Consider the following 24204-nt stretch of genomic DNA (forward strand, 5'->3'; position numbering starts at 1 on the left):
ATCCAGGCTTCCTGGGATGGAGTATCGAGTAATGTTGAGTACTGGGCATTCCCTCAGCACAGGCAGCCCGTTCTTTCAAATCAGGCTGATTGTCGCGAAGTTTCCTGAGGGTTCCAGTTACGGGGTTAGATATAAGTGTCTGTTGATGTAGGTATTCCTTGTCTAATCCTCACCATTGAGGCTTGACCACTGATTCATGCTTAGCGCTCGGCCACATACAACCATGTTGTACCCAAGCTGTTGATCGAACACGATAATGCCTATATCTGGTATGCGATAGAACTGTTCAAGCGAGCTGAAGCCAGGAGGTGGGCATAATAGATCACGTAACTAAAAAATAATAAGCTTTGAAGGCATTTATTAGTGGCTCAGATTGACCACGTCAAAAACTGCAGAATCCTGGCGACATTTAAATACAGGTTAATCAATAACCTATTTATACATCGCTTAACTCAATAAAAAAAATGGAAATGCAACCATGCGTCGATACTCCGTGTTTCACCTTTGTACTCTCGCTGCACTGTTCAATACGACAATTCCTGCGAACGCTTATGAGCTTTTTTCAAAAGACGACACCCATCTCAATGCTAACCTGGATGCGGTTTTTGGCGTGTTCCACAGTCGTGAAAGTTATCCAGCCTCTGGCCGGTTAACACCGGGATCGTCCTCATGGAGAGAGGGCTACATCAAGTATGGCGTGAGCGGCGATCAGGGATTGCGAGGCGCAGGGACGGCCTATGGCGCCTTCTCACTGGTCAGTTCGGCCACCTGGGGGGGCGGGGACGCTGCAGGCTACACTGATGGCTCTGAACGCACCACCAAGATTGAAGATGCTTATTTGGGATGGCGTTCAGGCAACCTTTTTGAAGTCCTTGGCAAAGACGGCATCGACTTTTCATTCGGTCGACAGAATATTGCAGTGGGCGATGGCTTTCTTATTCAAGGCGACGCCTTTAGTGCGGGCCGCGGCCTGGGCGACGGTCAATACAACCGAGGTGGCGCTTTCTACGTGGCTGCCCGTAAGGCATTCGACAGGACAGCAGTTTTACGTATCGGCGGTAAAGAGGGCTGGCGTGGTGATCTGATGTGGCTTAAATCCGACAACCCTACCCAGGCCAATACCGAGATGTACGTCGGTACGCTGGAACACGTCGCTGCCGCGGGTACCGTTGGCCTGACGTACATCAACACCACGAAAATCGCTGAACAGTACGCTTCCCCCCTGCAGCTTGAGCGTGACGGCATGAGGACCTACAGCGTGCGCGCAGTGGGTAATGCGGGCGTGGAAAACCTGTTTTTGTCGGGTGAATACGCCAGGCAAAACAAACCGAATGCGGCGAACGAGGACGCTTGGTATCTGGAAGCAGGGTGGACCTTTGCTGATGCTCCGTGGAAGCCGAGCGCCAGCTATCGCTACAGCCGCTTTTCAGAGGGTTATGACACCTTGTTTTATGGAACGGGCCGTGGCTACGGCACATGGTTTCAGGGTGAGGTGGCAAGTAACTATGCCGGTCCCTTCAATAATAACGCTCGCATCCAGAACGTCACGTTCAAGGTCTCTCCTTTGGAAAGCCTGACCCTTGGAGCCATGTATTTCAATTACGACACCATCGACCGTAACGTGCGTAACACCGACGGTCATGAAATCGACTTGTATGCCGAATGGCGCGTTAATCAACACTTGACCGTCTTGCCGTTGTTAGGCTTCTACCAGCCAGACAAGAGCGCAGAACAGGGGGGGACACAGTTGGGTAACAAAGATACAAATGTGTACACCCAGTTAGTGTTTGCTACTACATTTTGAGACCTGGCAGGTGACTGATGTCACCTGACTTGTCCCTGACTGTTAGATAAAGTTGTATCCATACTTACGCCATAGCCCACCGCCGGATCGCCGAGTCTTGCCTGGCAAACGTTGTGTGCTTCTTGCGACATCTAGCGTGATCATAGAAAAGCATGAAGTAAATAATGCAGTCCGTTATAGAAACCGGCCGAGCGTTTCATCCGGGCGGCTGGAATAGTTTTCCACTTTGCTCCTTGGTGGAGGTGCCCTCGTTCCGGAGGGCACTATTTTTTGTGCAGCCACTCTTTGGACCTGGTTTCAAAAGTGTATTCAGGTTTGAAGAGCTTTAACGTTATTGTCTGACTTGCGACAGTCACTAGGGGCTGAGGGAGGGAGACATCTTTTCGGGACAAAAAACTTAATTTTCGAATTCGCTAAGCCCTAGTCATTGGAGCGAATCCTCGGAACGCCGAAGCCTACGCCGTGGCTCCCACTATTGCCAGAGCTACCCTGGCTGCTGATCGGCGAGGAGGAGCAACATGTTTCGGCCTGAGTCAATAGTAGGTCGGTGCCCTCACTTGGGGAGGAAAGCTACAGCCTATATGAGCGACTTACCCGTCATGGAGTGTGATGGCCCGGGTGGTGAAACACAGCATGCTCGATCATCGTCCTTGAAGACGCAGGCGCCGTTATCAGCGCCCTTGCTCAAGATCGATGCTAATCGCTGAAGCAGGAGCCCTCAGTGATTAACACGGGTAGCAAAGGTGCGCTATGGGCGAGACATCAGAAACGCTAAAACCGCTGAGCTGAAGGACTGCGCAGCCTCCACGTTGGAAAGGTGTGCTGCACACAGCGTGACAAGCTGTGCGCCGGCGATCGCCTGTTTGAGAAGTTCACCGTCAGCCACTGTGGTGACCGGGTCGCGATCCCCGCATACAACCAGAACAGGCAACTGAACGGCGCAAAGCTGGTGAGTAAAATTGGCGTCGCGCACGGCGGAGCAATTGGCGGCGTAGCCCTGTGGGGAGGTGTCTACCAGGCTGTCGAGCAAGCGTTCCACTTCGCCCGGTCGCGAGGCGGCGAACTCGGTACTGAACCAGCGAGTGACAGTCGCCTCACGCAGACTCAGCATGCCAACCTTGCCATCACGCAGGACCATTTCAATACGCGAGTTCCAGACTTCTGTGCTGGCGATCTTCATAGCGGTATTGCAGAGCACGACTTTTTCCAGGCGCTGAGGCGCATTGAGCAGCAACCATTGTCCAATCAGACCACCCATGGATAAACCACAGAAGCTGGCTCGCTGCACATCGAGCGCGTCCAGCAGGGCCAATACATCTCTGCCGTTTTGCTCGATGCTATAGGGTCCGGCACTCACCAATGAGCGACCGTGCCCGCGGGTGTCGTACCGCAACACCCTGAAGTGCTGGGTCAATTCCGGAATTTGGCCATCCCACATCCCTAGGTCCGTACCCAAAGAGTTTGAGAGTAACAGGATGGGCGCATCGGGCTGGCCGTCGAGTTGGTAGTGCAGATCGCCGTCAGGTAGTGCGAGAGTAGGCATGGGAGTTCTTTTTATAGGCTGAGGGAAATGCGACCAATGGCGCTGACAACTCTGAAGGGGTCCTGAGAAAAACCGCTTCGCAGGGTGTGCAGCGCCAGCTGAATTGCGCTTGGTAAAATACCGGGTGTCGATCAGTCCTCTAACGCGCGAACCCGTTCCTGGCGATGTTGCGCTTTGGTTTCTGCAGTCGCCTGCAGGGTGAAGTCGAACTCGATTTCAGCAAAGCGTCCACTGACGCCATGCGCCTGCGCTTTGGCCTGATCGTCGAAGAAATGGATTTCAGCAATCAGCTCGTCGCGGGTGGCGTAGGCGAAGTCATCGTGCAGGTATTTGTCGCCCGCCAGGTTGATCTGGGTGGTCAGATGCCGATAGCCAGGCGCAGAGATGAAGAAATGCACGTGAGCGGGGCGTTGACCATGGCGGCCCAGTTGATCCAGCAGTTGCTGGGTCGGACCGTCCGGTGGGCAGCCGTAGCCTGACGGCACGATACTGCGGAAACGGTAGCGGCCTTCGGCATCGGTTTCGATGCGACGACGCAGGTTGAATTCGGATTGCGAGGCGTCGAAGTACGAATAAGTGCCGCCGGTATTAGCATGCCAGACATCAACAATAGCGCCGCTCAGCGGCTGGCCGTCGGTATCCAGGACCCGTCCTTGCATGAACAGTACGGTGCCGTTGTCCTGGCCATCATCCAGGCGGGCTTCATGCTTGCTCAGCGGTGCACCGGCGACATATAGCGGGCCTTCGATGGTTCGTGGAGTGCCGCCAACCAGGCCGGCCGCTTCATCTTCGGCGTCCATCAGCAGATCCAGATAGTGTTCCAGCCCCAGGCCCGCCACCAGCAAACCGGCTTCCTGACGGCTGCCCAGTTCGTTGAAGTAGTGGACCGCCTTCCAGAACTCTTCAGGGCTGATCTGCAGGTCTTCGATGATCTTGATCGAGTCGGTCAACACCCGATGCACCACGGCTTTCATCCGCGGGTTGCCCTGGTCGTTGTCAATGCCGCTGGCTTCTTCGAAGAACTTCTGCACTTGAGCAGTTTGCGCGATACGTACACTCATGGTTCTTTCCTCATCATCTTGTTTTTATGGCAGTTGTACCGCCGGCATTAGCGGTCGTCGTCGTGCACCGAAGACGGGTGACGGCACAGCGCCGTGACTTCGATATCCATGTAGGGGTAAAGCGGCAGTTGCATCAGGGTGTCGTGCAGCGTCTGATTATCGGTCACGTCAAAAATGCTGACGTTGGCATACAGCCCGGCGATGCGCCAGAGATGCCGCCAGGTGCCTTCACGTTGCAGACGCTGAGCCAGTTCTTTTTCATCCGCCTTGAGTCGGGCTGCCTGATCTGCGGGCATGTCATGGGGCAGTTTTACGGTCATGCGTACTTGAAACAGCATGGTTGACTTCTCTCTTGAGTATCCGTGAGCCCTTGGGCCATTCAGGTTTCAGCTGCGCTGGAAACGTTTCAGGGATGCTTCGTCCAGAGCGATCCCAAGACCGGGCGCTGTCGGAATCATCAGTTGAAAATCCCGGTAGATCAGCGGCTCGGTCAGGATGTCATGGGTCAGCAGCAACGGACCGAACAGTTCGGTGTGCCACTCGATTCGGCCCAGTGTTGCAAAGGCGTGGGCCGAAGCCAGCGTACCGATTCCGCCTTCAAGCATGGTTCCGCCATACAGGCCGATACCCGCGGCTTCGGCGATGGCGGCGGTGCGCAACACCGCACGCGGGCCGCCGTTCTTGGCGATCTTCAGAGCAAATACCGGTGCTGCACCGGCTTTTGCCAAGGCAAAGCTGTCTTCGACGCTTTCAATGGCTTCGTCGGCCATGATCGGCACCGGACTGCGCGCGCTGACCCGCGCCTGAGCCTCTCGATCCTGGCGCGGAATCGGTTGTTCAATCAGGTCGACACCGGCGTCGCCCAGCATCTGGCAGCCGCGTATCGCCGTGGCTTCGCTCCAGGCCTGGTTGAGGTCGACCCGCACGCTGGCCCGGTCACCCAGAGCGCGCTTGATGGCCGCCACGTGGGCAATATCCCTGGCGGGTTCGCCCGCACCGATTTTCAGTTTGAAAATCCGATGGCGGCGGATATCGAGCATCCGCTCGGCTTCCTCAATGTCTTTTTCGGTGTTACCGCTGGCCAGGGTCCAGGCGACCTCCAGGCCATCGCGCACTCGGCCGCCGAGCAACTCGGCAATCGGTAAGCCCAGACGTTTGCCCTGTGCGTCCAGCAGTGCCGTTTCCACTGCGGATTTGGCAAAGGTATTGCCACGCACCACTTTCTCGATGCGCAGCATGGCGGCGTTGATATTGCTGGCATCCTGGCCGATGAGCAGCGGCGCCATGTGGCTGTCGATATTGGTTTTGATACTTTCCGGGCTCTCATTGCCGTACGACAGACCGCCAATGGTGGTGGCCTCACCGAGCCCTTCAATGCCATCGCTGCAGCGCAGGCGCAGAATCACCAGCGTCTGGTTTTGCATGGTGTGCATGGCCAGCTTGTGAGGGCGGATGGTGGGCAAATCGACGATAAAGGTATCGAGGCGGATGATGCTGATCATTGGCGGGTCCTGATCGGGATGGACTGTGCAAGTCCATATCCCTTGGGTTTTTATTTGTAGTAAGCAGAGATTGCATCGCCAGAGGCATTGGGTCCAATATTGAATGAGTCTGGTTTGATACCTGGGAGGTATCGTGGAGTTGCGTCATCTCCGTTATTTTCGCGCTGTCGCGCAGACCCTCAACTTCACTCGCGCAGCGGAGCAGTTACACCTGGCTCAGCCGCCTTTGAGTCGACAGATCCAACAATTGGAGGAGGAGCTGGGCGTTGCGTTGCTTGAACGCACTCGACCGTTGCGCCTGACCGAAGCCGGGCGGTTTTTTTACGAACACTCGGTGCAGTTGCTGGAGCAGCTGGAGCGGGTTTGCGATGACGCCCGGCGTATTGCTCAAGGGCAGCGGCGCTGGCTGGGGATCGGGTTCGCGCCCTCAACGCTTTACGGCGCGCTACCGGAACTGATCCGGCGTCTGCGTAGCGATGGAGGCATTGACCTGGGACTGTCAGAGATGGTCACTTTGCAGCAGGTCGAGGCCCTGAAAAGCGGGCGCATCGACATTGGCTTCGGTCGCATCCATATCGACGACGCTGCGGTGGTGCAGAAAGTGATTCATCAGGATCCGCTGGTAGTGGCGCTGCCTGCCGGGCACCACTTATTGGGCACGCCAGTCAGCATGGAACAACTGGCCCAGGAGCCCTTTGTCCTTTATCCGGGCAACATTCGCCCGAGCTATGCCGACCATGTGCTGCAGCTGTTCGCCCGGCATGATTTGAAGGTCCGCGTGGCGCAGATCACCAACGAGCTGCAGACCGCCATCGGGCTGGTCGCGGCGGGCATCGGTATAACGCTGGTACCGGCTTCGGTCCAGCGCTTGCACCGCGACGATATTGGTTACGCGCCGTTGCTGGACCCTTCGGCCACTTCGCCGATTATCGTCAGTTACCGGGCGGGGGATGAGTCGGCGTTGTTGCAGCGATGCCTAACGTGGATTGCAGAGTTAGTTGAATAGCCATCGACCTCTGATTTGTAGGTACTCGTGCGCCGTTGCTCATGCTCTTAGTACTTTGCCCTGACGGTGGCCCGGTTGGCCGTCACCTACTAAAGTCGCAGATTGATAGCTGTCTTTTGCTGCCGACGGGCGTGTGAGCCTAGGCCAGCAGCACACCATCTGGGTACTCAAGGAGGTGGACTACGACTTCCCACACAGCCGCATCGGCGAACATGCGCGTAACTATTTAGGCAAGTGGAACGGCAGTATCATCTGCGATGACTTCGCCGGCCACTAGGGCAGTTTCAGGTTGGGCGTAACCTAAACCGGCTACATGGCCTATCTGCGTATGACTGCTTTCGACCCGAAGCGGACGCTCAGCTGCTTAAAGATCGGCCAAATCGACGAGGGTGAGGGGCCGCCCTGTGAACTCACTTGCTTATCTGCTTGGTGTTACAGCACGATGCCGGCTCAGAGCAAGGACCGACCCGATGACCAAGCCCCTCGAACAAGAAATCTCAATGTGAATTCACCAGACTACACGGCTAAGGGCGAAGACCTCGGCAACCGCATGATGAAAGTCGACCATGCGGGCGAGCATGGCGCGATCTGTATCTACAGCGGACAGCTGTTTATGGCCCGGCTTTTTGTCCCGGGCATGGTGGATGAACTCAAGGAGTTCCTCTCCCACGAGCGCCGCCATCGGACGGTTTTTCAGGAGGAGCTGCAACGTCGCAGTTATCCCCGCTGCCGTAGTTATTGGTTGTGTGGCATCGGCGGTCTGGCGTTGGGTCTGGTTACTGGCATCTGTGGCCGCAAAGCCATTGTTGCTACTACCGTCGCAGTTGAGAGTGTGGTGCTCAAGCACCTGGCTCATCAACTTCAAGTGCTGGCCGATATCGATCTCCACGCGGTGGCCGCCATTACTTCGATTGTGGAGGAGGAGCAGCATCATCATGACCACTCCGCAGCGCAGATTGATGTGCGCGATCCCTGGTTCAGGATACTGACACCGATGGTGACTGCATGGACTGAGGCGGTAATCTGGATGGGTATGCGTTCTTAGGACGCAGGTGTAATTATCCCGTTTCACTGCCGCAATCTTTTAGACAAATAAACGACTGCTTCTGGCCGATATCAGTAATTGGCGGAGTGCAATGAAGGATCACAGCGCTATTTCGCATTTTCATGCTCTTGATAAACAGCAACAGATCGTTGGCAAACTTCTGCGCTCTGCGGTGCGTCTGTCGGATGAAGTCAAAAAGCCCCTTCGAGAATGACAAACGTACCAGTTGCAGCTCCAACGCGTAGATCCTTTGCCGCTTGGTATTCGGGGCCTTCATAGAAACGCTTGGCGTCAGCAAATGAGTCGAATTCGAATATCACATGCCGCTCATGGGCCTCGCCTTCCAGGTTTGCATACTGTCCTCCCGCGATGACCTTGGGATTGAAAGGTCGCATGGCTTCGCCTGCGGCTTTTGCATAGGCCGCGTAGGCAGTTGCATCCAGTATGCTCACGTGCCCGATCAGATATCCTTTTGGCATTTTCGTCTCTCTTTCAATGGAAAAACTGGCGTGTTTCACAGGCAACATAGCTGCACCCGTCGATATCAAATTGGCTGAGACCTGCCGGATCGGAACTGCCCGGCAATCACTGCGACGCGGGCGCCATACAGTCGTGCCGTATCCAGATCTCCTTGGGACATTTCTTCCGGAGAGGCATCGGCGGGTGTCTGCGCCATGGGCGCGATGTAGGAGCCCATGCGATTCAAGTCGTCACGTTTCGAGGACTTGATGTTCGCCGGTTTAATATCCAGGCCGACCCAGATCCCGGCGTGCTGCCCGGAGAGCAGGAAGAAGTATTCAAGCGTATTGAGCTTGTCGCCGTTAATGCTCGCGCTGTTGGTGAAGCCGCCAAAAATCTTGTTTTGCCATGTGCCTTCGAACCAGGGTTTGGAAGAGGCATCTGCGAATTTCTTGAACTGCCAGCTAGGGCCGCCCATGTAGGTCGGCGAGCCCAGGACGATTGCATCCGCGCCGGCGAGAGTTTGCCAGGCATCATCGGAAATATTTCCCTCGGGGTCGATTGCAACCAATACAGCACCGGTTCCTGCGCCTTCGGCGACTGCGGCCGCCATGCGCGCCGTGTGGCCATAGCCGGAGTGGAAAACGATGACAGTTCGGACGGGCGTGGAGGTTGAGTTCATGCGTGCTCCCTTATGTGCGATGAGTTGCGGACGACATGGGAGCTACTTTACTGAGTGCAAAATGCGCTATAAACCATGCAATTATGAACACGCTGTTATCGTTATGGTGAACAATGCCAAATCTCCAGGCACTTTTGATTTTTGCCCGCGTTGCGGAAATGATGAGTTTCACGCGCGCGGCTGAGAGCCTGGGAATTCAGAAGGGACGCGTGTCGACGGTCATTCGCGGGCTGGAGCGAGAAGTGGGCGCCACCCTCTTGCACAGGACGACGCGCAGCGTGCAGTTAACCGAAGACGGGCGCGCTTTCTATTCGCGTGCACGTGATCTGCTCGCTGAGGCTCAGGACGTGCATTCCATGTTCGGAATCGACGACGCACCTCTAAGGGGGAGATTGCGTGTCGATATGCCGACTGAGCTGGCAAAGACCGTCGTGATTCCCGCTCTGCCGCAACTACTCAGGGGCAATCCTGAGCTAGAGCTGGAACTGTCGAGCACGGATCGTCGGGTGGATCTCGTTCAGGAAGGCTTCGATTGCGTTATCCGTCTCGGGCCAATCATTGACGACACGCTGGTTGCCCGCTCCCTCGGCCAGTTGCGGATGATGAACGTGGCGAGTCCCAGCTACCTGGAAAAGTACGGCATACCGCGAGCACTCGACGATCTGCTCAGCCAGGGTCATCAGATGGTTCATTACACGCCAACGCTTGGCGCCCGCCTTTCAGGATGGGAATATCCGGAAGGTGATGGTTATGCGTCGCTTGCTCTGCCCGGTACGATGCAGGTCAATAACGTGCAGACCTATCATGCTGCGGGGCTTGCGGGGATTGGAATGATCCAGGCTGGGTATTTGGCTCTTGCGCATCACATCAAAGCCGGTGATCTGGTGGAAGTTCTGCCTGATCTACGTCCCGAACCGCTCGCTGCATCGCTCGTGGTCGCGCATCGGCGAAACCTTTCCTCGCGCGTCCGGGCTTTCATGACTTGGATCGAGGCCGTATTAGAGCCTTATTTTGACTAGGTCACGAAGTGAGCAATGCGCTATTCAGTCATTCGTCTCATCGCAGATGCCTGCATGGTGAATATTTGTAAGGGGCACGGGGAACAATCGCTGCTTCTGGCCGAAGATCTCGTGGTCACTTTAATTAGATACCGTGACCAACCGCGAAGGTCTGCCACCTTCCACAGGCTGCAGGTAGCCCATTAGGGCGGTAGCGCTATTCGTTAAGTGCGTATCGAAAAGGTACTTGATCGACACTAGGCAATGGCTCATCGTCCTGCCAGACTGCACGCCCTGCAGCGGTTGCCGCCTGCGACAGGTCGACCCGGTAATGAAATGACTTCCCTCTTTGAGACCGTTAACCCCAGCTACGCGACGGGGAGCATAAAAAAACATATCGTGACGGCGGTAGCCGGTACCGGAGCCAGTTTCCTGGCTATTTTCTTACTGGACATACTTTCAGTCGTTTACATCAGTTTGCTGCACGATGAGCAGGCGTTGGCCGCATTCGGAGTTGTCAAACCCTTTACCTTTCTAATTTCAACACTGTTGAGCGCTTTCAACGTCGCTTGCGGCGCGCTGCTATCCAGATTCATTGAGTATGAACGTCGACACGCTGCTGCCGGTTTTATTCGGTGCCTGTTTCTGGTGGCATTGTCGAGTATCGGAATAGTTGTGCTATTGGAGCTTGCGGGCTTCTCAATGATTGCTCAATGGCTGGGGTTACAAGGCGAGATCAAAACTATCGCCCATGACTACATCTTCATTGTGGCACCCGCAATGATTGTTATGGCGGCTGCTCATTTGTCCATACAAGTCATGCGAACGTATGGAATGGTGAAGGTCTCAATGTGGATGACATTGGGAAGTACTGGATTGTTCGCTGTTATTGCACCCCTCTGTATGTTTGTTCTGGACCTTGGTCTGACCGGCACTGCTATAGCTTATGCAGTCACAGCTGTAGTGACTGGGGCTATCTGCTTCAGCCGTCTGATTGCTCAGCCCGGAATGCCCGGAATCACAGTCGCTGCTCCCATGATTTTGAGTATTCGCAGCTACGCTCCAATGCTCCTTCGTCTGACTTTCCCGGCTTGGCTGGCTAATCTTGCGACATTTGTGAGCCTTGCCTATCTCCTTGCGACGCTGGTGCCTTATGGAGCTTCGGCATTAGCAGCCATGACGATAATTGACCGGTTTATTCAGACCGTTTATTGCTTTTTCTTTGCAATACCCTACGCGCTGACCCCCATCATAGGGCAGAACATGGGGGCCGGTAACGCTGTTCGTGTGCGCGATGCAATAGATTACGCCCGAAGGCTGGTCCTGATTTACGGAGCCCTGGTATGGCTCGCCAGCCTCGGCCTGGGCAGTACTGTGGCAAGGGTCGCCGGGCTGTCAGCAGAGGGCAGCTCCATGCTTGTTCACGTGTTTATTTTCGCAGGACCGCTGTGGATACTGATTGGCAGGGAGCTGGTAGCCGTGGCGGTATTTGTAAGCTTCAAGACCGCATGGTATGTTCCGGCTTTCGCTTGGCTCCGTGCCACTATTGGTACCGTCCCATTTGTATGGTTGGGCTCATCCCTCTACGGCAGTTCTGGCGCTTTTATCGCTATGCTGATGGGTAATGCCGGTGTTGCAATCATTGCCAGTATCATTAGTCAGCGTGTCAGCCTGAAGTGGCAGGCTAAAATGCTAAACATCAAGAAATAAAGTGCTATTTATATGCCTGCGAACCCTATTGATACGCACGAAGTTCCCGCCATCAAGCGTCGTCGTATTCCAAAAGGGGACATGCGCAAAGTCGAAATTATTCGTGCTGCGACAATCATCTTTGCGCGCGACGGGTACGCAGGTTCCTCGCTTTCTAACGTCGCAAAAGTAGCGGGTATCTCAACGGTAGGTCTGCTTCACCACTTTCCCAATAAACTCGCTTTGCTGCAGGCTGTCCTTGAACATCGAGACGCCTATATCGCCGAAAAATTGCAAGAAGCAGAGCAGATAGTGTCATTGGAGGGGTTTTTATCTTTTCTGAAATTCATCATGAAGTTCAGTATCGAAGACGCTTCGGTCAGCCAGGCGCTCATGATCATCAACACAGAAAGCCTTTCGGTCACCCACCCGGCCAACAGGTGGTTCAGTGAACGTTTTGGCATCATTCACCGCCATCTTCAAGAACATCTGAATCTGCTTATCGGTGCTGGACAAATCAGCCCGGACGTTGATGTGAAGCAGGTCAGTCTTGAGATTGCGTCAATGATGGACGGCATGCAGATTCAATGGCTTCGATCGCCTGACGATGTGCAGATTGAAGTCGCCTTCTCGCGATTTCTCCAACGTCTGGCGCTGGATCTGGTTGGGCGGGGATGATTCAGCGGGGGCGGGTAGAGGAGACCAATGGGTTGTTGTAATCGGTGGCCCTCAGGACCACCGATCACTTCCTGTCAGTAAGCTTGCTCTGGTTTGACCTGCACTGCTTTGCGCAATGGAACAGGCAGTGGGTTGGAATCTCGCGTCGTCAACTGCTCAGGGTAAAGCGCCGTCACCGTGCGATTAAGCGCAAGGTTTTCCGAGTCTGCACCGACCAGAACCTTGAATTTTCCAGGATCTACGTTCCAGCTCACCGAGTTGGGCGAGTAGTAGGCAAACGAGCGCGAGTCCAGCGCAATGCTGACTGTCTTGCTCTCGCCTGGCTTCAGATAGACCTTGGAGAAACCCTTCAGCTCTTTCTCCGGGCGTTCTACTTGTGCCTTGGAAGGCTGAACATACAGCTGGGCGACTTCAAACCCGGCTTTGTTGCCAGTATTGGTCACTGTGAATGTGGCCTTGATTGTCGCGCCTGGCACCAGAACGTTATTGGACAGTTTCAGGTCGCTGTATTCATAGGTGGTGTAAGACATGCCGAAACCGAATGGATAAAGCGGTTTCGTGTGTTTTTTGTCGTAACCACGGTAGCCGAGGTAAAGACCTTCGCTATAGGTCATTTCGGTCGGCGGATTTGGGCTGCTGAAATAGTAGGGCACGGGATCAGAGAAGGACGGGTAGCTTGGGTTGTCCTGCACTTTCTTGTCCAGCGTGATCGGCAGCTTGCCCGAAGGGTTGACCTTGCCGAACAGAATTTCAGCCAGTGCCTGGCCGCCTTGCTGTCCTGGGAACCAGGCGTGCAGGGAAGCGGCTACCTTGGTTGCCCATGGCTGCATGTCCATACCGCCGCCGCCATGCAGCACGACGATGGTTTTAGGGTTTGCCAGATGGACTTGACTGATAAGCTCGGACTGGAACTGCGGGAGTTCAAACGGGTGATCGAGGGACTCACCTTCATATTCATAGTTACTGCCAGCAGCGACGACTACAGCGTCGTAATCAGCCAGATTCGCAGGAGGACGCAGCGATGCCCAGCTCATTTGAACGCCATTCAACCCACCCAGCACCGGAATGAAGTTGCCCTTCAATCGGCGATATTCCAGGCGCACATTGTATTCTTTGCCAGCCGTGAGGTTGACCGACTTGACTGTGCGGGGTACGACCGGGATCAGGTCGAATGAGACTTGCCCGCCTTCATCTTCCAGCACCAGTTTGTCGTCAATCCACAGTTTATATGCGCCATCAGCCCTGACTTTGAATACCTGCGGGCCTGAGATGGTCGGCTTGATTTTTCCGGTGAAGCGAGCGGAAAACGCGCCAGGGGTTGGGCTATAACCGTTGACTGTGGTCGTGCCGCTATCAGTGACATTGTTGTTAGTCGCCCAGCTCAAATTGACTCCAGGTTCGACTTGGGTGGCTACCGGGTCGCCTGATAACGAGGTGTTTGAGTAGTACTCAGCTCTCACGCCATTGTTGCTGATAGCTTCCTTGCCTTTGCCGGAGCTTGGCTGATACCAGACCGACGATTTAGGATTGAGGCTCATTTGCGGGAGGTATTCGACATTTGAAGCGTTCGACGCAAGCTGCTTCAGACCACTGAGTTCGGTGACATAGCTTTCCGGTACGGAATAAGGCGTGCCAAAGGGGGAAGTGGGGGGCTGGAAAGCGAGGTCGCCAATAACGGCAATCCTGGCGGTCTTAGGCAATGGCAGCAGCGGTTTTTGGCCGTCAACCGGCTCGTTGCGCAGCAATACTATCGATTCCCTGGCTACGTTCAGCGCGGCTGTTTGACCATGCTCACGATGTACCAGCGGCTGAGCCTTGTTGATTTGTTTGTCGAAGCCGTAGCTGACCAGCGCTCTCAGGTTTCGGCGCGCTTTGTCGTCAATCACGTTCTGAGCCAGCTGACCATTCCAGACATAGGGGAGCAACTTCGTTTCGGTAAACTGCAAGCCACTCGGCATGTCGATATCAGTGCCCGCCCACGCGCCTTTGAAGGCGTCCTGGATGGAGTTGAAATCGCTCATGACATTGCCCTGGAAGCCCCATTGGCCTTTCAGAATATCGGTGATGAGGTGGTGGTTTTCACACGCGTACTCGCCGTTGATTTTGTTGTAGCCGCACATGATTGAAGCGATGTTGGAGTTCTTGACCAGAGATTCGAAAGGCGGCAGATACAACTCCTGCATTGCCCGTTCATCGATGGTGACATTGAGATAGTGACGGTTCGCTTCCTGCTCATTCATCAGAAAATGTTTGCCGGCCGCCTGGATGCCTTGAACCTGGATGCCGTTAGTGACCGCGGGTGCCAGTACCGCGCCGAGGAAAGGATCCTCACCGCTCATGTACTCGGCAGAACGTCCATTGAACGGGGTTCGGTACAGGTTGACTGCAGGGGAAAGCATTTGCTGCCCCCCGGCAATTCGTGTTTCGTAACCTATCGCCAGGCCGAATTCTTTTGCCCGGTTGATGCTCCAAGTTGCAGCCAGAGCGGACGGGGAAGGGTATTGCGCGCCGAAGGTTTTGCCGTTGACTAACACACCCATCGATGAGTCGTAGGCCACGGTGCCTTGCAAGCCCTGCGACTCCAGCTTGGGGATCATGCGTCCATCATCGACCCGGGAGAAGTTGATTTTCTGTGACTGATTCATGTTGTCGAGCATGGCGCCTACTCGCGCTTCAACCTCATTACCCGTCATTGGCGTTACTGCGAGCACTGAGCTGGCTTGTGCGATGCTCAGCGCGAGCAAGCTCAGACTCAAGCTGTGTTTGATCATGGACATGAAACTACCCCTTGGATTGTTCGACGGCTAATGCTGCGCGTTTGAATTGAAAGCTCAGTTGTCTTCATCGGCGGACGGGGCATCAGCGGTCTCGATAGGCAGGTCCAGAATCTTTTGCTCGCCAGTGGAGCCCTGCGTCTTCACTGCATTGGCGCCGGTGATTTGCTCCCGTTTTGTATCTACTGAAGTGCGCAGTTCACTCGAAGTAGAAGGTGAGGGCGTGCTGTGGTCCGAGGCCGATGCGTTGGTTACGGTGAAGACCATAAAAAGGGTTGCAGCAAGAGGCAGCAAGCTTCTAGCCATGAGGAGTATCTCCAAATAGAGGTAGTGTGATCTATGAGCGGCTAAGCAGAACGTGGCTTAAGGCCGTGAGCATAAGTCTGCATATCTTGCGTAAAGTTTCACAAGGTAAAAAATAAATATAAATCTTGATTATATATTTTAAACAATCACGAATATAACTCTAATAGGCTTGATTAATGTGGAATAAATACCAATGAAAATATCAAAAAATAGCTAATTTTTGCTGAATATCATGTTTATTTGGTGATTTGTGCGTATTTGTCAAAACAGAGCGATCGTTAGGTTTTGGTGATATATTGATCCTTGGCTATGTGGACGGACAGTGTTTAGTTTGGGGTAAATTTGAGGCTGCTACTCTTGCCAGGAGTGGTGGCGTAATGATGGCTAAGAAAGTTTTATATTGTTGGTATATAAGCCAGGCTCAAGGAAATCAGAAGGAAGGTGGGTGCATAGCAGTAGTGCGGCTAGTGTGAGTATTGCGACGCACTTTGAAGTTGGCCTTTGGCTAGTGAGCGCGCCATTGCGCGGTAGCACCCAGATGCGCGACGTAAAGCGGTCAGAAGATAGCATCCGCAAAACTTGAGGCTCAGGAGCGTATAGATGCTGCTATTGCAGAAGCGTTGGAGGGAAAGCGACTGCACTCGCACACAGCTGAATTACTCAAAGCGGTAAGGACAGATCTAGGCCAGGCAGAAGCGAAAATTGTCGAGCTGACGACGCGACTCAACTCGGCACTATTAAATCTTCTTGGCATGGAGCAACAGGTTCTCACACTGACTGATCGCAGAGCTGAACAGGCCATAGAAATTCGTAGACTACATGAAGAAAGCAAGAACCGGCAGGCGGCTTTCGAGGCATTCCAGGCTGCCACGGCCAGAAACACCAATGAGCTGCGCGAGGCACATGAGTCTACTTTTCGTCACGAGCGTGCGCAGAACAGCAAGCTGTACAACGAAAGACTCGACCTTGCTTTAAGGAATGTCGATCTGACTAGAGATAATGAGCGACTCGAACAGCAGCTAGCCACCAGTATTCGAGATCTTGCCTCGGCAAGAGCCGACTTGAGCGAAGCGCCAGACAGGCTCCGATCATAGACGGGGGCCTTGTTTAGTTTCAAAACGGTCGCGCCAGCCCGTGCCTCGATTGCCGGACTTGGGACGCAGGTCTGAGAGCGGGCCAACCCTAAGCGTAGTTACTTATGCCAATCCCCAGCATTCACGTAAGTAAAGAGCGCTCTGAAGTAAATCTTACCCTAAACCCCCTATAAAGCCTTCCTATCCAAATCAATAACCTACAATCTATAAACCATAACTAGGCTTAGGTTTGGCGCAGCGTTTACTTCAGGAGAAGTTGAAGTAATTTTTATTTAAGGCATACATTTGAAGTAATAATGCTTTAAGGCATACAGCCAAGATGAATGCTTGTGCACGGTATTGGCGCAGAACTGGGGAAGGTCAAGAGCCAGAGACATTGCTGAGCGAAGCCCCGCTACGTACGTCAGCGTTCGAAGCCAGCGGCAGTGACGCATCCGATAGCTACACCAAAAGTGGTAGCTGGTCGGGATTTTCGGAGCCCGCATCTCAGATGCCGGGAACGCAGACTTATTCGTAAGGCAGGGCATTCGGTCAAGCAGATCTCCTCCCTCGAATACTAGAAAATGCAGCTTCACAAGACTCGCCCTACCGCAGCCAGAAATAAGTGCAGGCTAGCCCCCCCGGCATCAGTAATAGGAACCACAGGAATCTCTAATTGATCGCCCCATAGACAGAGGAGTAGAGGGCCGTCCATACACGGCTGCTGATCGGGCAAGGCCAGCTGCCTCGCATTTCGGTTTCGCATAAGGAATAAGGTTGCTCTACACCAGTGCAACTACTCAGGGTGTGGCAGGATGAATACCCGATAATCGAGTGCCGGTAGATCCCAAACGGGCGGTACCGTCCGTCTGATTATTGAGCATAAGCAGTTACGTACCTCGGTGCTGGACGGAGAACATTGGCTTCAAGACATAAGAAATTCTGCATGGGTCTAATCAGATTTTTGGGACGCTGAGGTAGGATTCATTCATCTCGAGGGATCGGATTACCGCTCCTTCTTGCCAAGGAACTCCACAGCCAAGGGCTTGGCCGGAAGTAATCCCAAGTAAAGCTGCGTTCTCATTACTGTGAAGTATGCAGCACAAAAAAAGCTACGCATACGTACGAAAAACAAGACCGCATAAAAACATCAAAAGGCACAAATACCTCCGATATTGAGGATAAGCCCCTCTCAAGACCACTTGAAGTTGCCGCCATCGTGTGCGATAGGTGAGGGAAAGCGGTCTTGACGAAGGTGCTTTCCATGCCATCACTCAAAAGTAAAATGAGGGGGAGATTAGCCGCTGCGCATGGCCAGCGCACTAATACCACAAATAACCTGTGGCTTTGCTACAGCGTGAAACTCAATCAGGACTTATCACTGAGCAGTAATAATGAGCTGATCTATTGGCTGGCTGATCTCGAATCTAATAGGAATGTAAGGTCATTCAAGTTTGGATATAATATTCACATCCAAGTAAATGACCCAAAGGAAAACTTCAAGCCGATTGACGCCATCCAGGTGATTCTTGATACAGGGTATGAAGAGATACATCATATAACCTCGAAGATTGGACACGTAGATGCTTTCTCTGCGACATTTTGCCTTGAAGACGACAGCGTTCGAAACATAACATATCGAGCTATCACTGAAGACTACCTGGTCATTCGAGCAAAATATGCCGCAAGACTGCTCAGACTTCTGCCCTTTGTAGCCCAGATGCGCTATAAGAAATGGCTGTTTGAGGAGGAGATTATCTTAAACACCCTCAAGATTCTAAAAAGTGGTGATGTTCAGGAAGTTATTGCCAACACCCCCGTGAGCGATGAAATGATAGTGATCGGGATTGTTGCTAAGTTTATTTTTCAAGGGGTTATCAAACAAACAAACTTAAGCATGTCTGATTTTGGGCGCTCAACATGGTGGTCGCTAAGTGAAAGCTAGACGATCTCGTAGAGAAATTATCACCGCAATGGAAGCCACTCGGCCCTGGAGTGACGTCCATACAAGTCTGATGAGTGAATCAGATAAGGAAATTTTTGAAGCAAGGAAGCTAGCGGTTGATATGTACGTTGACGGTGCGCCGCTGGAAGACATCTATAATAGTACAAATATCTCATCTTCGGATGTGGGACGCTTCACGAAGCGTTGCATGTTAGTATGTTCGAACGGAATGGTGGCAGGTTATACCGCTCTGATACCACATTTCAGGATAGCGACTTACGAGAGAGTCGCTCCCATGGATAATCCCGGCGAATCGGGTCGTGGAGGCTATGCAGGTGCTCTCGGGGCACTCTTTAAGCAATACCCTAATCTAGAGCAGTATTTGATAGGAAAAGTAATAACTAAGAAATCAAAGAACGCGCCAAAAGAAATAAATATGAAGCCCAAGGCGTTATTCTCACATTTTCATGATTTTTTGAAAGCAGAAGGACATCCTTCGGATCAGTGGCCGCTGAATGTGGAGTATCAGGGCTATCGAACTGTGGCAAATTTTTTGGAGAAGATTAAACTCAGATATTTTGACGCCTTTACAATGATATCAGGAAGTTCCGAAGCGATTGCAAAATTGGCAGTAGGACGAGGCATTGACTCTATTCTAAAACTCGATGGCTTTCTAGACGTTTTTGAAATTGACTCGCATAAAGTTGATGCCCATTTCGTCGTGGCGATGAGAAATAATGCGGGTCTTCTGACATATGTGCCAATCAAGAGAGTCAACTTGATTGCGATCATTGAAAAGGCAACCTCTGCCGCATGGTGGATGAAGGTGGTATTCAGCCCAGAGGTTAACTCTCAAGATGTTGTTGATATTATTACAGAGTCTTTGAGGAATGTACTGCCAAAACCCCGTACTAACAATTTAAATCTAACCCTCCCCGACGGCGCTGGCTACCCTACCGAAAAGTTCCCAGCGTTGGTAGGCTCTTTGCCTAGCTGCATATTTTTTGATAACGCGTTAGCGCATCAAGCGACCGTTGTCTCTTCCGAACTTAGGAAGCTACTCGGGGTTTCGTTATGCTATGGCGCGCCGGCAAAATTTGAACGCAGGCCCAATGTTGAGCGAGCATTCAGAGAAGTGGCCGCTCATATGATGCGAATGCCCAATCGTGCCAGTTCAAAGCCTGGCGAGGGTGCAGCAGGAATGAGGGCGGCAGCTGAGTACCGTATCGAAGCAGACGAAGTTGAGGAATTGTTGTATTACCATCACGCGATGGCAAACGGCCTACCTTCTGAAGGCAAAGGAGGGTTAAGTCCATTAGACATGATTGGCCAATATTTGGGGCGCGATAATAGCAGCTACATTCCTCGAAGCCCTATTGCAGCAGTTCTTCCATCAATAGCATTCAAAAAGACTGTTGCACAAGTGAAAGTCATCGGCTATCTGAAAAAGGGGGTTAGGGGGTACATTCAAATTGATCGGGCTAGGTATAAGAGTGAACTCCTTTCGTATTCAACCTGGCTCATAGGTAAAACTCTAACCGTCGAAATCGATGAGAGCGATATGAGATCTGTTGAAGCATTTCTGGAAGATGGAGCACCACTTGGTACATTGACCGCTATGGGTGGGTGGGGAAAGACCAAACACAGTCGACGCACAAGAAAGGCTATCAACAAACTAGTGCGGGCCCGACTACTTATCCTCGCACACTCAGACGATCCTGTCGTAGCATTCCTTGAGTACCAAGCAAAAAAAGCGCAGTCACTCCATGCGTCCCAAGAAAAAATTGTCGAAACACCTAATGACCGAAAGAACGCCGGAGCTGCGTCCGCATATAAAAAAGCGCTGCATGAGTCGGGTGAGCCCGCGCCTCCCCCGAAGCCGAAACCTTCAAAACCTAGCACTGAGCCACTCATAGATCCGACTAAGTCTTACGACTCGGTGGTTCCAGATACAGCCCTCAATATTAAGAGTTTATTCAAGTAGACCGGAGACCGTCCAGTGTTTGATTTTGACCCCAAAATAACACCCATGCGAGATCAGCTACTGGAGGGTCATCCTGTTGTTCTTCGAAATTATTTTGTGTTAACGCCGACCATTGAGTGGGCGTACAAACAGGTTCGCGAGCAAGTTTGGTTGAGCATGCCTAGCGTTTATTTCCAGTCAGTCCCTCGGATGGGAAAAACTCAGTGTGCAACCGCTATTGTAGCAATTTTGCGTAACGACTTTCCCACTCGGTACGTGAAATTTGTTACCGCGGATATAGCCCGGGAGGAAAGTATAATCCATTCTATGGTCAAGGCTATTGGTCTGATGGTCAAGCCCAGGACTAAGTTGAGCGGTATTAGAGATGCCGTGATTGATCACATTATCTGTGAGCTTGCCAGCCTCGGGAGTACTCATTTTATATTAGTGATTGATGAGATGCAGGCCCTAGACTACAAGGACTATCAGCATCTTCAAGTGCTGCAAAATATCCTGAGTACGCGTGGTTTAAAGCTCACGACTGTTGGCTTCGCACAAAATGAAATCGATAATGTCCGAAACTCGCTACATGCTGGGAATCATATGGCTATATTGGCAAGGTTCCTAGGTCGAAAAATTGATTTCGTTGGCTGCGGAAGTGTTGAGTGGCTTGGTGCAATTTTAGCGTATTTCGACGAGGGGTCGGCCTATCCGCATGGCAGCAAATGTAGTTTTACTGAATTCTTTTTGCCCAAGGCATTCCATGCGGGCTTCAGGCTGGTGTCGATGGCTGACGAAATTTATCGGCACTCGATGAATTGCGTGGTGGCAGCGGGTGCTAAGACAATCCCGACCGAGCATATATTCCTAACTATGTCATACCTGCTAGTCGGCGCTAGGCTGAACGACTGTGAGAAATTTTCCTTTAGCCAAAAAGAAATCAAAAGTGCAATCAAGAGCTCCGAAATGAGTCAGTTCGCTGCGCTAATGCGTGTCGATCCGCCGAGTGGGCCAGATGATGAGTGATCACAAAGTATTATCATTCATAAGGCGCCTAGCACCTTTCGAGTCTATTTGGTTGATTCTGATCAAGGTGCTGTTGATCAATAAGGTCAGCGGACGGCAGGTGATCGATTTAATTAAAAAACCAGGAATGGAAGGTTCTCGTAATTTTAGTTGGTGGGCAAAAGGCTCCATCGATCAAGGAAGGTTGGAAGATGCGCTTGGTTACCAGCGCGGCGATTTGGATGACAGCTTTCTTACGATGGTACCCAGAGACCACCTTCATTATACGGGGCCTCAAATATGGCACTGCCCTAGTTGCATTAAAATTGGTTACCATTCATCTATATTTTGCCTCCGAAAAATTCAGTTCTGCCCATGGCACGGTGATAAACTTGTTGGCTGCACCAAGTGCTACGAATTGTTAAGTTTACTCCATCTTCCTTCACAAAAATCTCGGAGCTTTCCAGCAGAGCCTGAGCGCATTTGTGAACATATTTTGCCACTTGCTGGGCGATTTATTATTCCAGATCTTTCAGCACCTATATTTCAAGTGATGAGTTCTTGGTATCGTGATTTTGCGGAGTGGTTAGCGGCTTCGGAAAAAATAGTCGGGGGTGACATATTCCGTTGGATTGAATCACCCGAGTATAAACACGATCTAGATGATATGATATTGCAATATCTGGAGGATAAAACCCATATCCCAAAGCCGTTTAAAGCTTGTTTGAGTTTCCCCGTGACGAGGCTCAGTCTTGAATACTCTTTTGAGCGAGAGGGTGGAGTTCCAAGGTATTGGAGTCCTGACCCCAGCACGCGCAGACTATACGACATCCGGTGCATGGGAGCCGTATCGATTTCAAAAATAGACCAGATTCGGTGTATAAAATCTCTCAGGAGGTACATATGGAAAATTTACATTTCAAAACATAGAAAATGTTTTCGTTCTTTTATCAACTTAACGCTTCACCAGCGTATGCATTTGCAGCCTGAATCTAGCTGTTTTGCCTCGCTGGCGTATATTTGTTGGCTGATGCATGCCTTAACAACAAATGATGTGGCGTTGGCACTCGGGAGAGGTCAATGTACATATTCGACATATGGCAGCCGTGACCACTGCCCATTGGCGGAGTTTAAAAATAGCCTGAACAACAAACTGGTGCGATTCTACAGCGTGTGGGGAGCTCTCTTGATCGGTACTGCTGAGAGCGGTGAGACGGTGGTGAAATTCCACAACATGAAGGTAGAGCAGACCCTTAATTACAGTTTCTCTCATACCTACAAAAAAATTCCGTTGGCACCTTCGATCGATGATTCAGAAAAATATGGCGCTTACTTTGTATCGCCATCTCACTTGAAAGAATTGTCGAACTTGCGCTGCGGATGCAAATCAGGAGCCGCGGACTATGTACCACAACATCTTATCGAAGATACAGTTGAACGATTCTACCCTGATGCTACATCTGTTTTGAAGTTTATCGATTCACAGAAATCCAAAATAGTAAAAAGTTACATTTATTTGTGAGATATTGAATACCGCTTACTTTTGGTGGAGAATTTTCATGAAGGGTCGCTTCGTCTTGTATTGTACCGTTCTTGTCGGGATTATCATCGTACCAAAAGTTACGGTATGATAATGATAGTCATCACTTAACCGCACTAGTCGCGCCAATATCGACTGACAGTCATCTTGTTCACACCAAGATTCTGAGACGCCTGCGCCTGGGTTAAGCCCTGGGCTTTGCAATCCTGAATAGCGGTCTTCAAATCTCGATCAATCACTCGGCCGGCCGGCCTGCTGCGTAGCCCATTGTCATCCAACTCTGCCCGCGCTGCCGCGAGTGTGCCGGCGGCATCCAGTTCGCGCATCTGGTCTGCGAATCTCTCCACGAGCGCATCAACAGTTATGCCTTCCTGGATCAGCGTGGCTGCGCCGACTAGCAATAGGGGAGACTCCCCGTAGGCTTCCGACAGATCCTGCAGCTTGTCCAATGTCGGACTCGACTTGCCGTGCTCAAGCTGACTCAGGTACTGACGATTGCTCCCCTCGGGAATTGACTCCTGGGTCAACCCTTTGTGAGCTCGCAGCGCGCGAAGGATCGCGGCTAAAGGTACCTTCATCGACACAGGCATTCCTCAAAACCGAGGATGTAGCCATGTTGCGCCGTAACACTCTACCGTATATAGTAGTCGCAAAGTTACGGCGCAAGTGCGTAGCTCGACCTACCGCTGCGTGGGTTCAGGCAGGCGGTTGAGGGCAGCGGCTCAGGGTGACATCTCTCTACCAGATATCAATTTAGCCCTAAACCGTCGATTGTGATTTTATCCTCTACCCCTAGGCGAGCTGCAGAGCCCAGGTCAGCAGAGGTTACGTCCGGGTTTTGGCAATCAGCTACAGAGGCTGCCTCGGAACTGGATGAAGAACCCAAAGCGCGAAGTGATAACGGTGGTCTCGGAATCGGTGTGCAGCGAACAGAGCAGCGTGAGAGACCTGGACTTATGCGAGGAACCACCAGTGAGCCACACAGCATTGCCAGCCCCTTCGGCACTCATGGTCAAAACCTTCGGATCGACGATTAGAGACCTGACCTTTAACGGTTACCTACGGTGATTCAAAAGGCGAAGGCGGCCATACCAGAGGATGACGTGGTGAGCTTTCTTTTATGCGCGCTAT

20 protein-coding genes are annotated in these 24204 nt (G+C 52.3%); 11 read left to right on the top strand and 9 right to left on the bottom strand.

All coding sequences use genetic code 11. The features are described from left to right. Positions 1–478 precede the first annotated feature (478 nt). The gene (locus tag BUB69_RS02880; RefSeq protein ID WP_073162191.1) at positions 479–1804 is read left to right on the top strand and encodes an alginate export family protein; all 1326 of its coding nucleotides are present in this window, start codon (positions 479–481) and stop codon (positions 1802–1804) included. Between the two features lie 748 nt (positions 1805–2552). On the opposite strand, the gene pcaD is transcribed toward BUB69_RS02880, so the two are convergent. From pcaD to BUB69_RS02900, 4 genes are all read right to left on the bottom strand, one after another. Then, positions 2553–3347: a 3-oxoadipate enol-lactonase gene (pcaD, locus tag BUB69_RS02885; protein WP_073162192.1), complete on the bottom strand. Its 795-nt coding sequence runs from the start codon at positions 3345–3347 to the stop codon at positions 2553–2555. 131 nt (positions 3348–3478) lie between these two features. Continuing rightward, on the bottom strand, positions 3479–4408 hold the full coding sequence (gene catA, locus BUB69_RS02890) for a catechol 1,2-dioxygenase (RefSeq protein WP_073162193.1): 930 nt from the start codon (positions 4406–4408) through the stop codon (positions 3479–3481). Between the two features lie 47 nt (positions 4409–4455). Further along, complete coding sequence (catC, locus tag BUB69_RS02895; RefSeq protein ID WP_073162194.1) at positions 4456–4746, bottom strand: muconolactone Delta-isomerase; 291 nt, start codon at positions 4744–4746, stop codon at positions 4456–4458. Between the two features lie 48 nt (positions 4747–4794). After that, a complete protein-coding gene (locus tag BUB69_RS02900) occupies positions 4795–5910 on the bottom strand; it encodes a muconate cycloisomerase family protein (RefSeq protein ID WP_073162195.1) in 1116 nt (371 codons plus the stop codon). A gap of 133 nt (positions 5911–6043) precedes the next feature. Here BUB69_RS02900 and BUB69_RS02905 point away from each other — a divergent pair, with 133 nt between their 5' ends. From BUB69_RS02905 to BUB69_RS02910, 3 genes are all read left to right on the top strand, one after another. Further along, positions 6044–6916 carry a LysR family transcriptional regulator gene (locus BUB69_RS02905; protein ID WP_073162196.1) on the top strand — a complete coding sequence of 291 codons (873 nt, stop codon included), beginning with the start codon at positions 6044–6046 and terminating at the stop codon, positions 6914–6916. Between the two features lie 133 nt (positions 6917–7049). Next, complete coding sequence (locus BUB69_RS28775; protein ID WP_175561634.1) at positions 7050–7193, top strand: hypothetical protein; 144 nt, start codon at positions 7050–7052, stop codon at positions 7191–7193. 51 nt (positions 7194–7244) lie between these two features. Further along, positions 7245–7961 carry a 3-demethoxyubiquinol 3-hydroxylase gene (locus tag BUB69_RS02910; RefSeq protein ID WP_245825250.1) on the top strand — a complete coding sequence of 239 codons (717 nt, stop codon included), beginning with the start codon at positions 7245–7247 and terminating at the stop codon, positions 7959–7961. A 191-nt stretch (positions 7962–8152) separates the two neighbouring features. On the opposite strand, the gene BUB69_RS02915 is transcribed toward BUB69_RS02910, so the two are convergent. Both BUB69_RS02915 and BUB69_RS02920 read right to left on the bottom strand, forming a co-directional pair. Then, positions 8153–8488 (bottom strand): DUF1330 domain-containing protein, encoded by a 336-nt coding sequence (locus tag BUB69_RS02915; RefSeq protein ID WP_245825251.1) that lies wholly within the window; start codon positions 8486–8488, stop codon positions 8153–8155. A 17-nt stretch (positions 8489–8505) separates the two neighbouring features. Further along, on the bottom strand, positions 8506–9102 hold the full coding sequence (locus BUB69_RS02920) for a flavodoxin family protein (protein WP_073162198.1): 597 nt from the start codon (positions 9100–9102) through the stop codon (positions 8506–8508). Positions 9103–9215: 113 nt separating this feature from the next. Here BUB69_RS02920 and BUB69_RS02925 point away from each other — a divergent pair, with 113 nt between their 5' ends. The 3 genes from BUB69_RS02925 to BUB69_RS02935 all read left to right on the top strand — a co-directional run bounded on the left by BUB69_RS02925 (position 9216) and on the right by BUB69_RS02935 (position 12467). Next, positions 9216–10121, top strand: a complete 906-nt coding sequence (locus BUB69_RS02925; RefSeq protein WP_073162199.1) for a LysR family transcriptional regulator — start codon at positions 9216–9218, stop codon at positions 10119–10121. 315 nt (positions 10122–10436) lie between these two features. Continuing rightward, positions 10437–11810 (top strand): MATE family efflux transporter, encoded by a 1374-nt coding sequence (locus tag BUB69_RS02930; RefSeq protein ID WP_073162200.1) that lies wholly within the window; start codon positions 10437–10439, stop codon positions 11808–11810. Positions 11811–11822: 12 nt separating this feature from the next. Next, positions 11823–12467 (top strand): TetR/AcrR family transcriptional regulator, encoded by a 645-nt coding sequence (locus tag BUB69_RS02935; protein ID WP_073162201.1) that lies wholly within the window; start codon positions 11823–11825, stop codon positions 12465–12467. Positions 12468–12541: 74 nt separating this feature from the next. On the opposite strand, the gene BUB69_RS02940 is transcribed toward BUB69_RS02935, so the two are convergent. Further along, complete coding sequence (locus BUB69_RS02940) at positions 12542–15238, bottom strand: beta-glucosidase (protein ID WP_084537037.1); 2697 nt, start codon at positions 15236–15238, stop codon at positions 12542–12544. A 60-nt stretch (positions 15239–15298) separates the two neighbouring features. After that, entirely contained in the window at positions 15299–15547 is a 249-nt protein-coding gene (locus BUB69_RS02945; RefSeq protein ID WP_073162203.1) for a hypothetical protein, read from the bottom strand. Between the two features lie 2337 nt (positions 15548–17884). Here BUB69_RS02945 and BUB69_RS02955 point away from each other — a divergent pair. From BUB69_RS02955 to BUB69_RS28390, 4 genes are all read left to right on the top strand, one after another. After that, on the top strand, positions 17885–18565 hold the full coding sequence (locus BUB69_RS02955) for a hypothetical protein (RefSeq protein WP_073162205.1): 681 nt from the start codon (positions 17885–17887) through the stop codon (positions 18563–18565). 70 nt (positions 18566–18635) lie between these two features. Next, positions 18636–20549: a hypothetical protein gene (locus BUB69_RS02960; protein ID WP_073162206.1), complete on the top strand. Its 1914-nt coding sequence runs from the start codon at positions 18636–18638 to the stop codon at positions 20547–20549. Positions 20550–20564: 15 nt separating this feature from the next. After that, positions 20565–21554, top strand: coding sequence for a P-loop NTPase family protein (locus BUB69_RS02965; RefSeq protein WP_057423161.1), 990 nt, complete (start codon positions 20565–20567; stop codon positions 21552–21554). A 52-nt stretch (positions 21555–21606) separates the two neighbouring features. Then, positions 21607–23055, top strand: coding sequence for a hypothetical protein (locus BUB69_RS28390; RefSeq protein WP_141121809.1), 1449 nt, complete (start codon positions 21607–21609; stop codon positions 23053–23055). 134 nt (positions 23056–23189) lie between these two features. Here the strand turns inward: BUB69_RS28390 and BUB69_RS02970 are convergent, their stop codons facing one another. Then, on the bottom strand, positions 23190–23651 hold the full coding sequence (locus BUB69_RS02970) for a helix-turn-helix domain-containing protein (protein ID WP_073162207.1): 462 nt from the start codon (positions 23649–23651) through the stop codon (positions 23190–23192). Positions 23652–24204 lie beyond the last annotated feature (553 nt).

The organism is Pseudomonas asturiensis (genome assembly GCF_900143095.1).
Taxonomy (GTDB): Bacteria; Pseudomonadota; Gammaproteobacteria; order Pseudomonadales; family Pseudomonadaceae; genus Aquipseudomonas; species Aquipseudomonas asturiensis.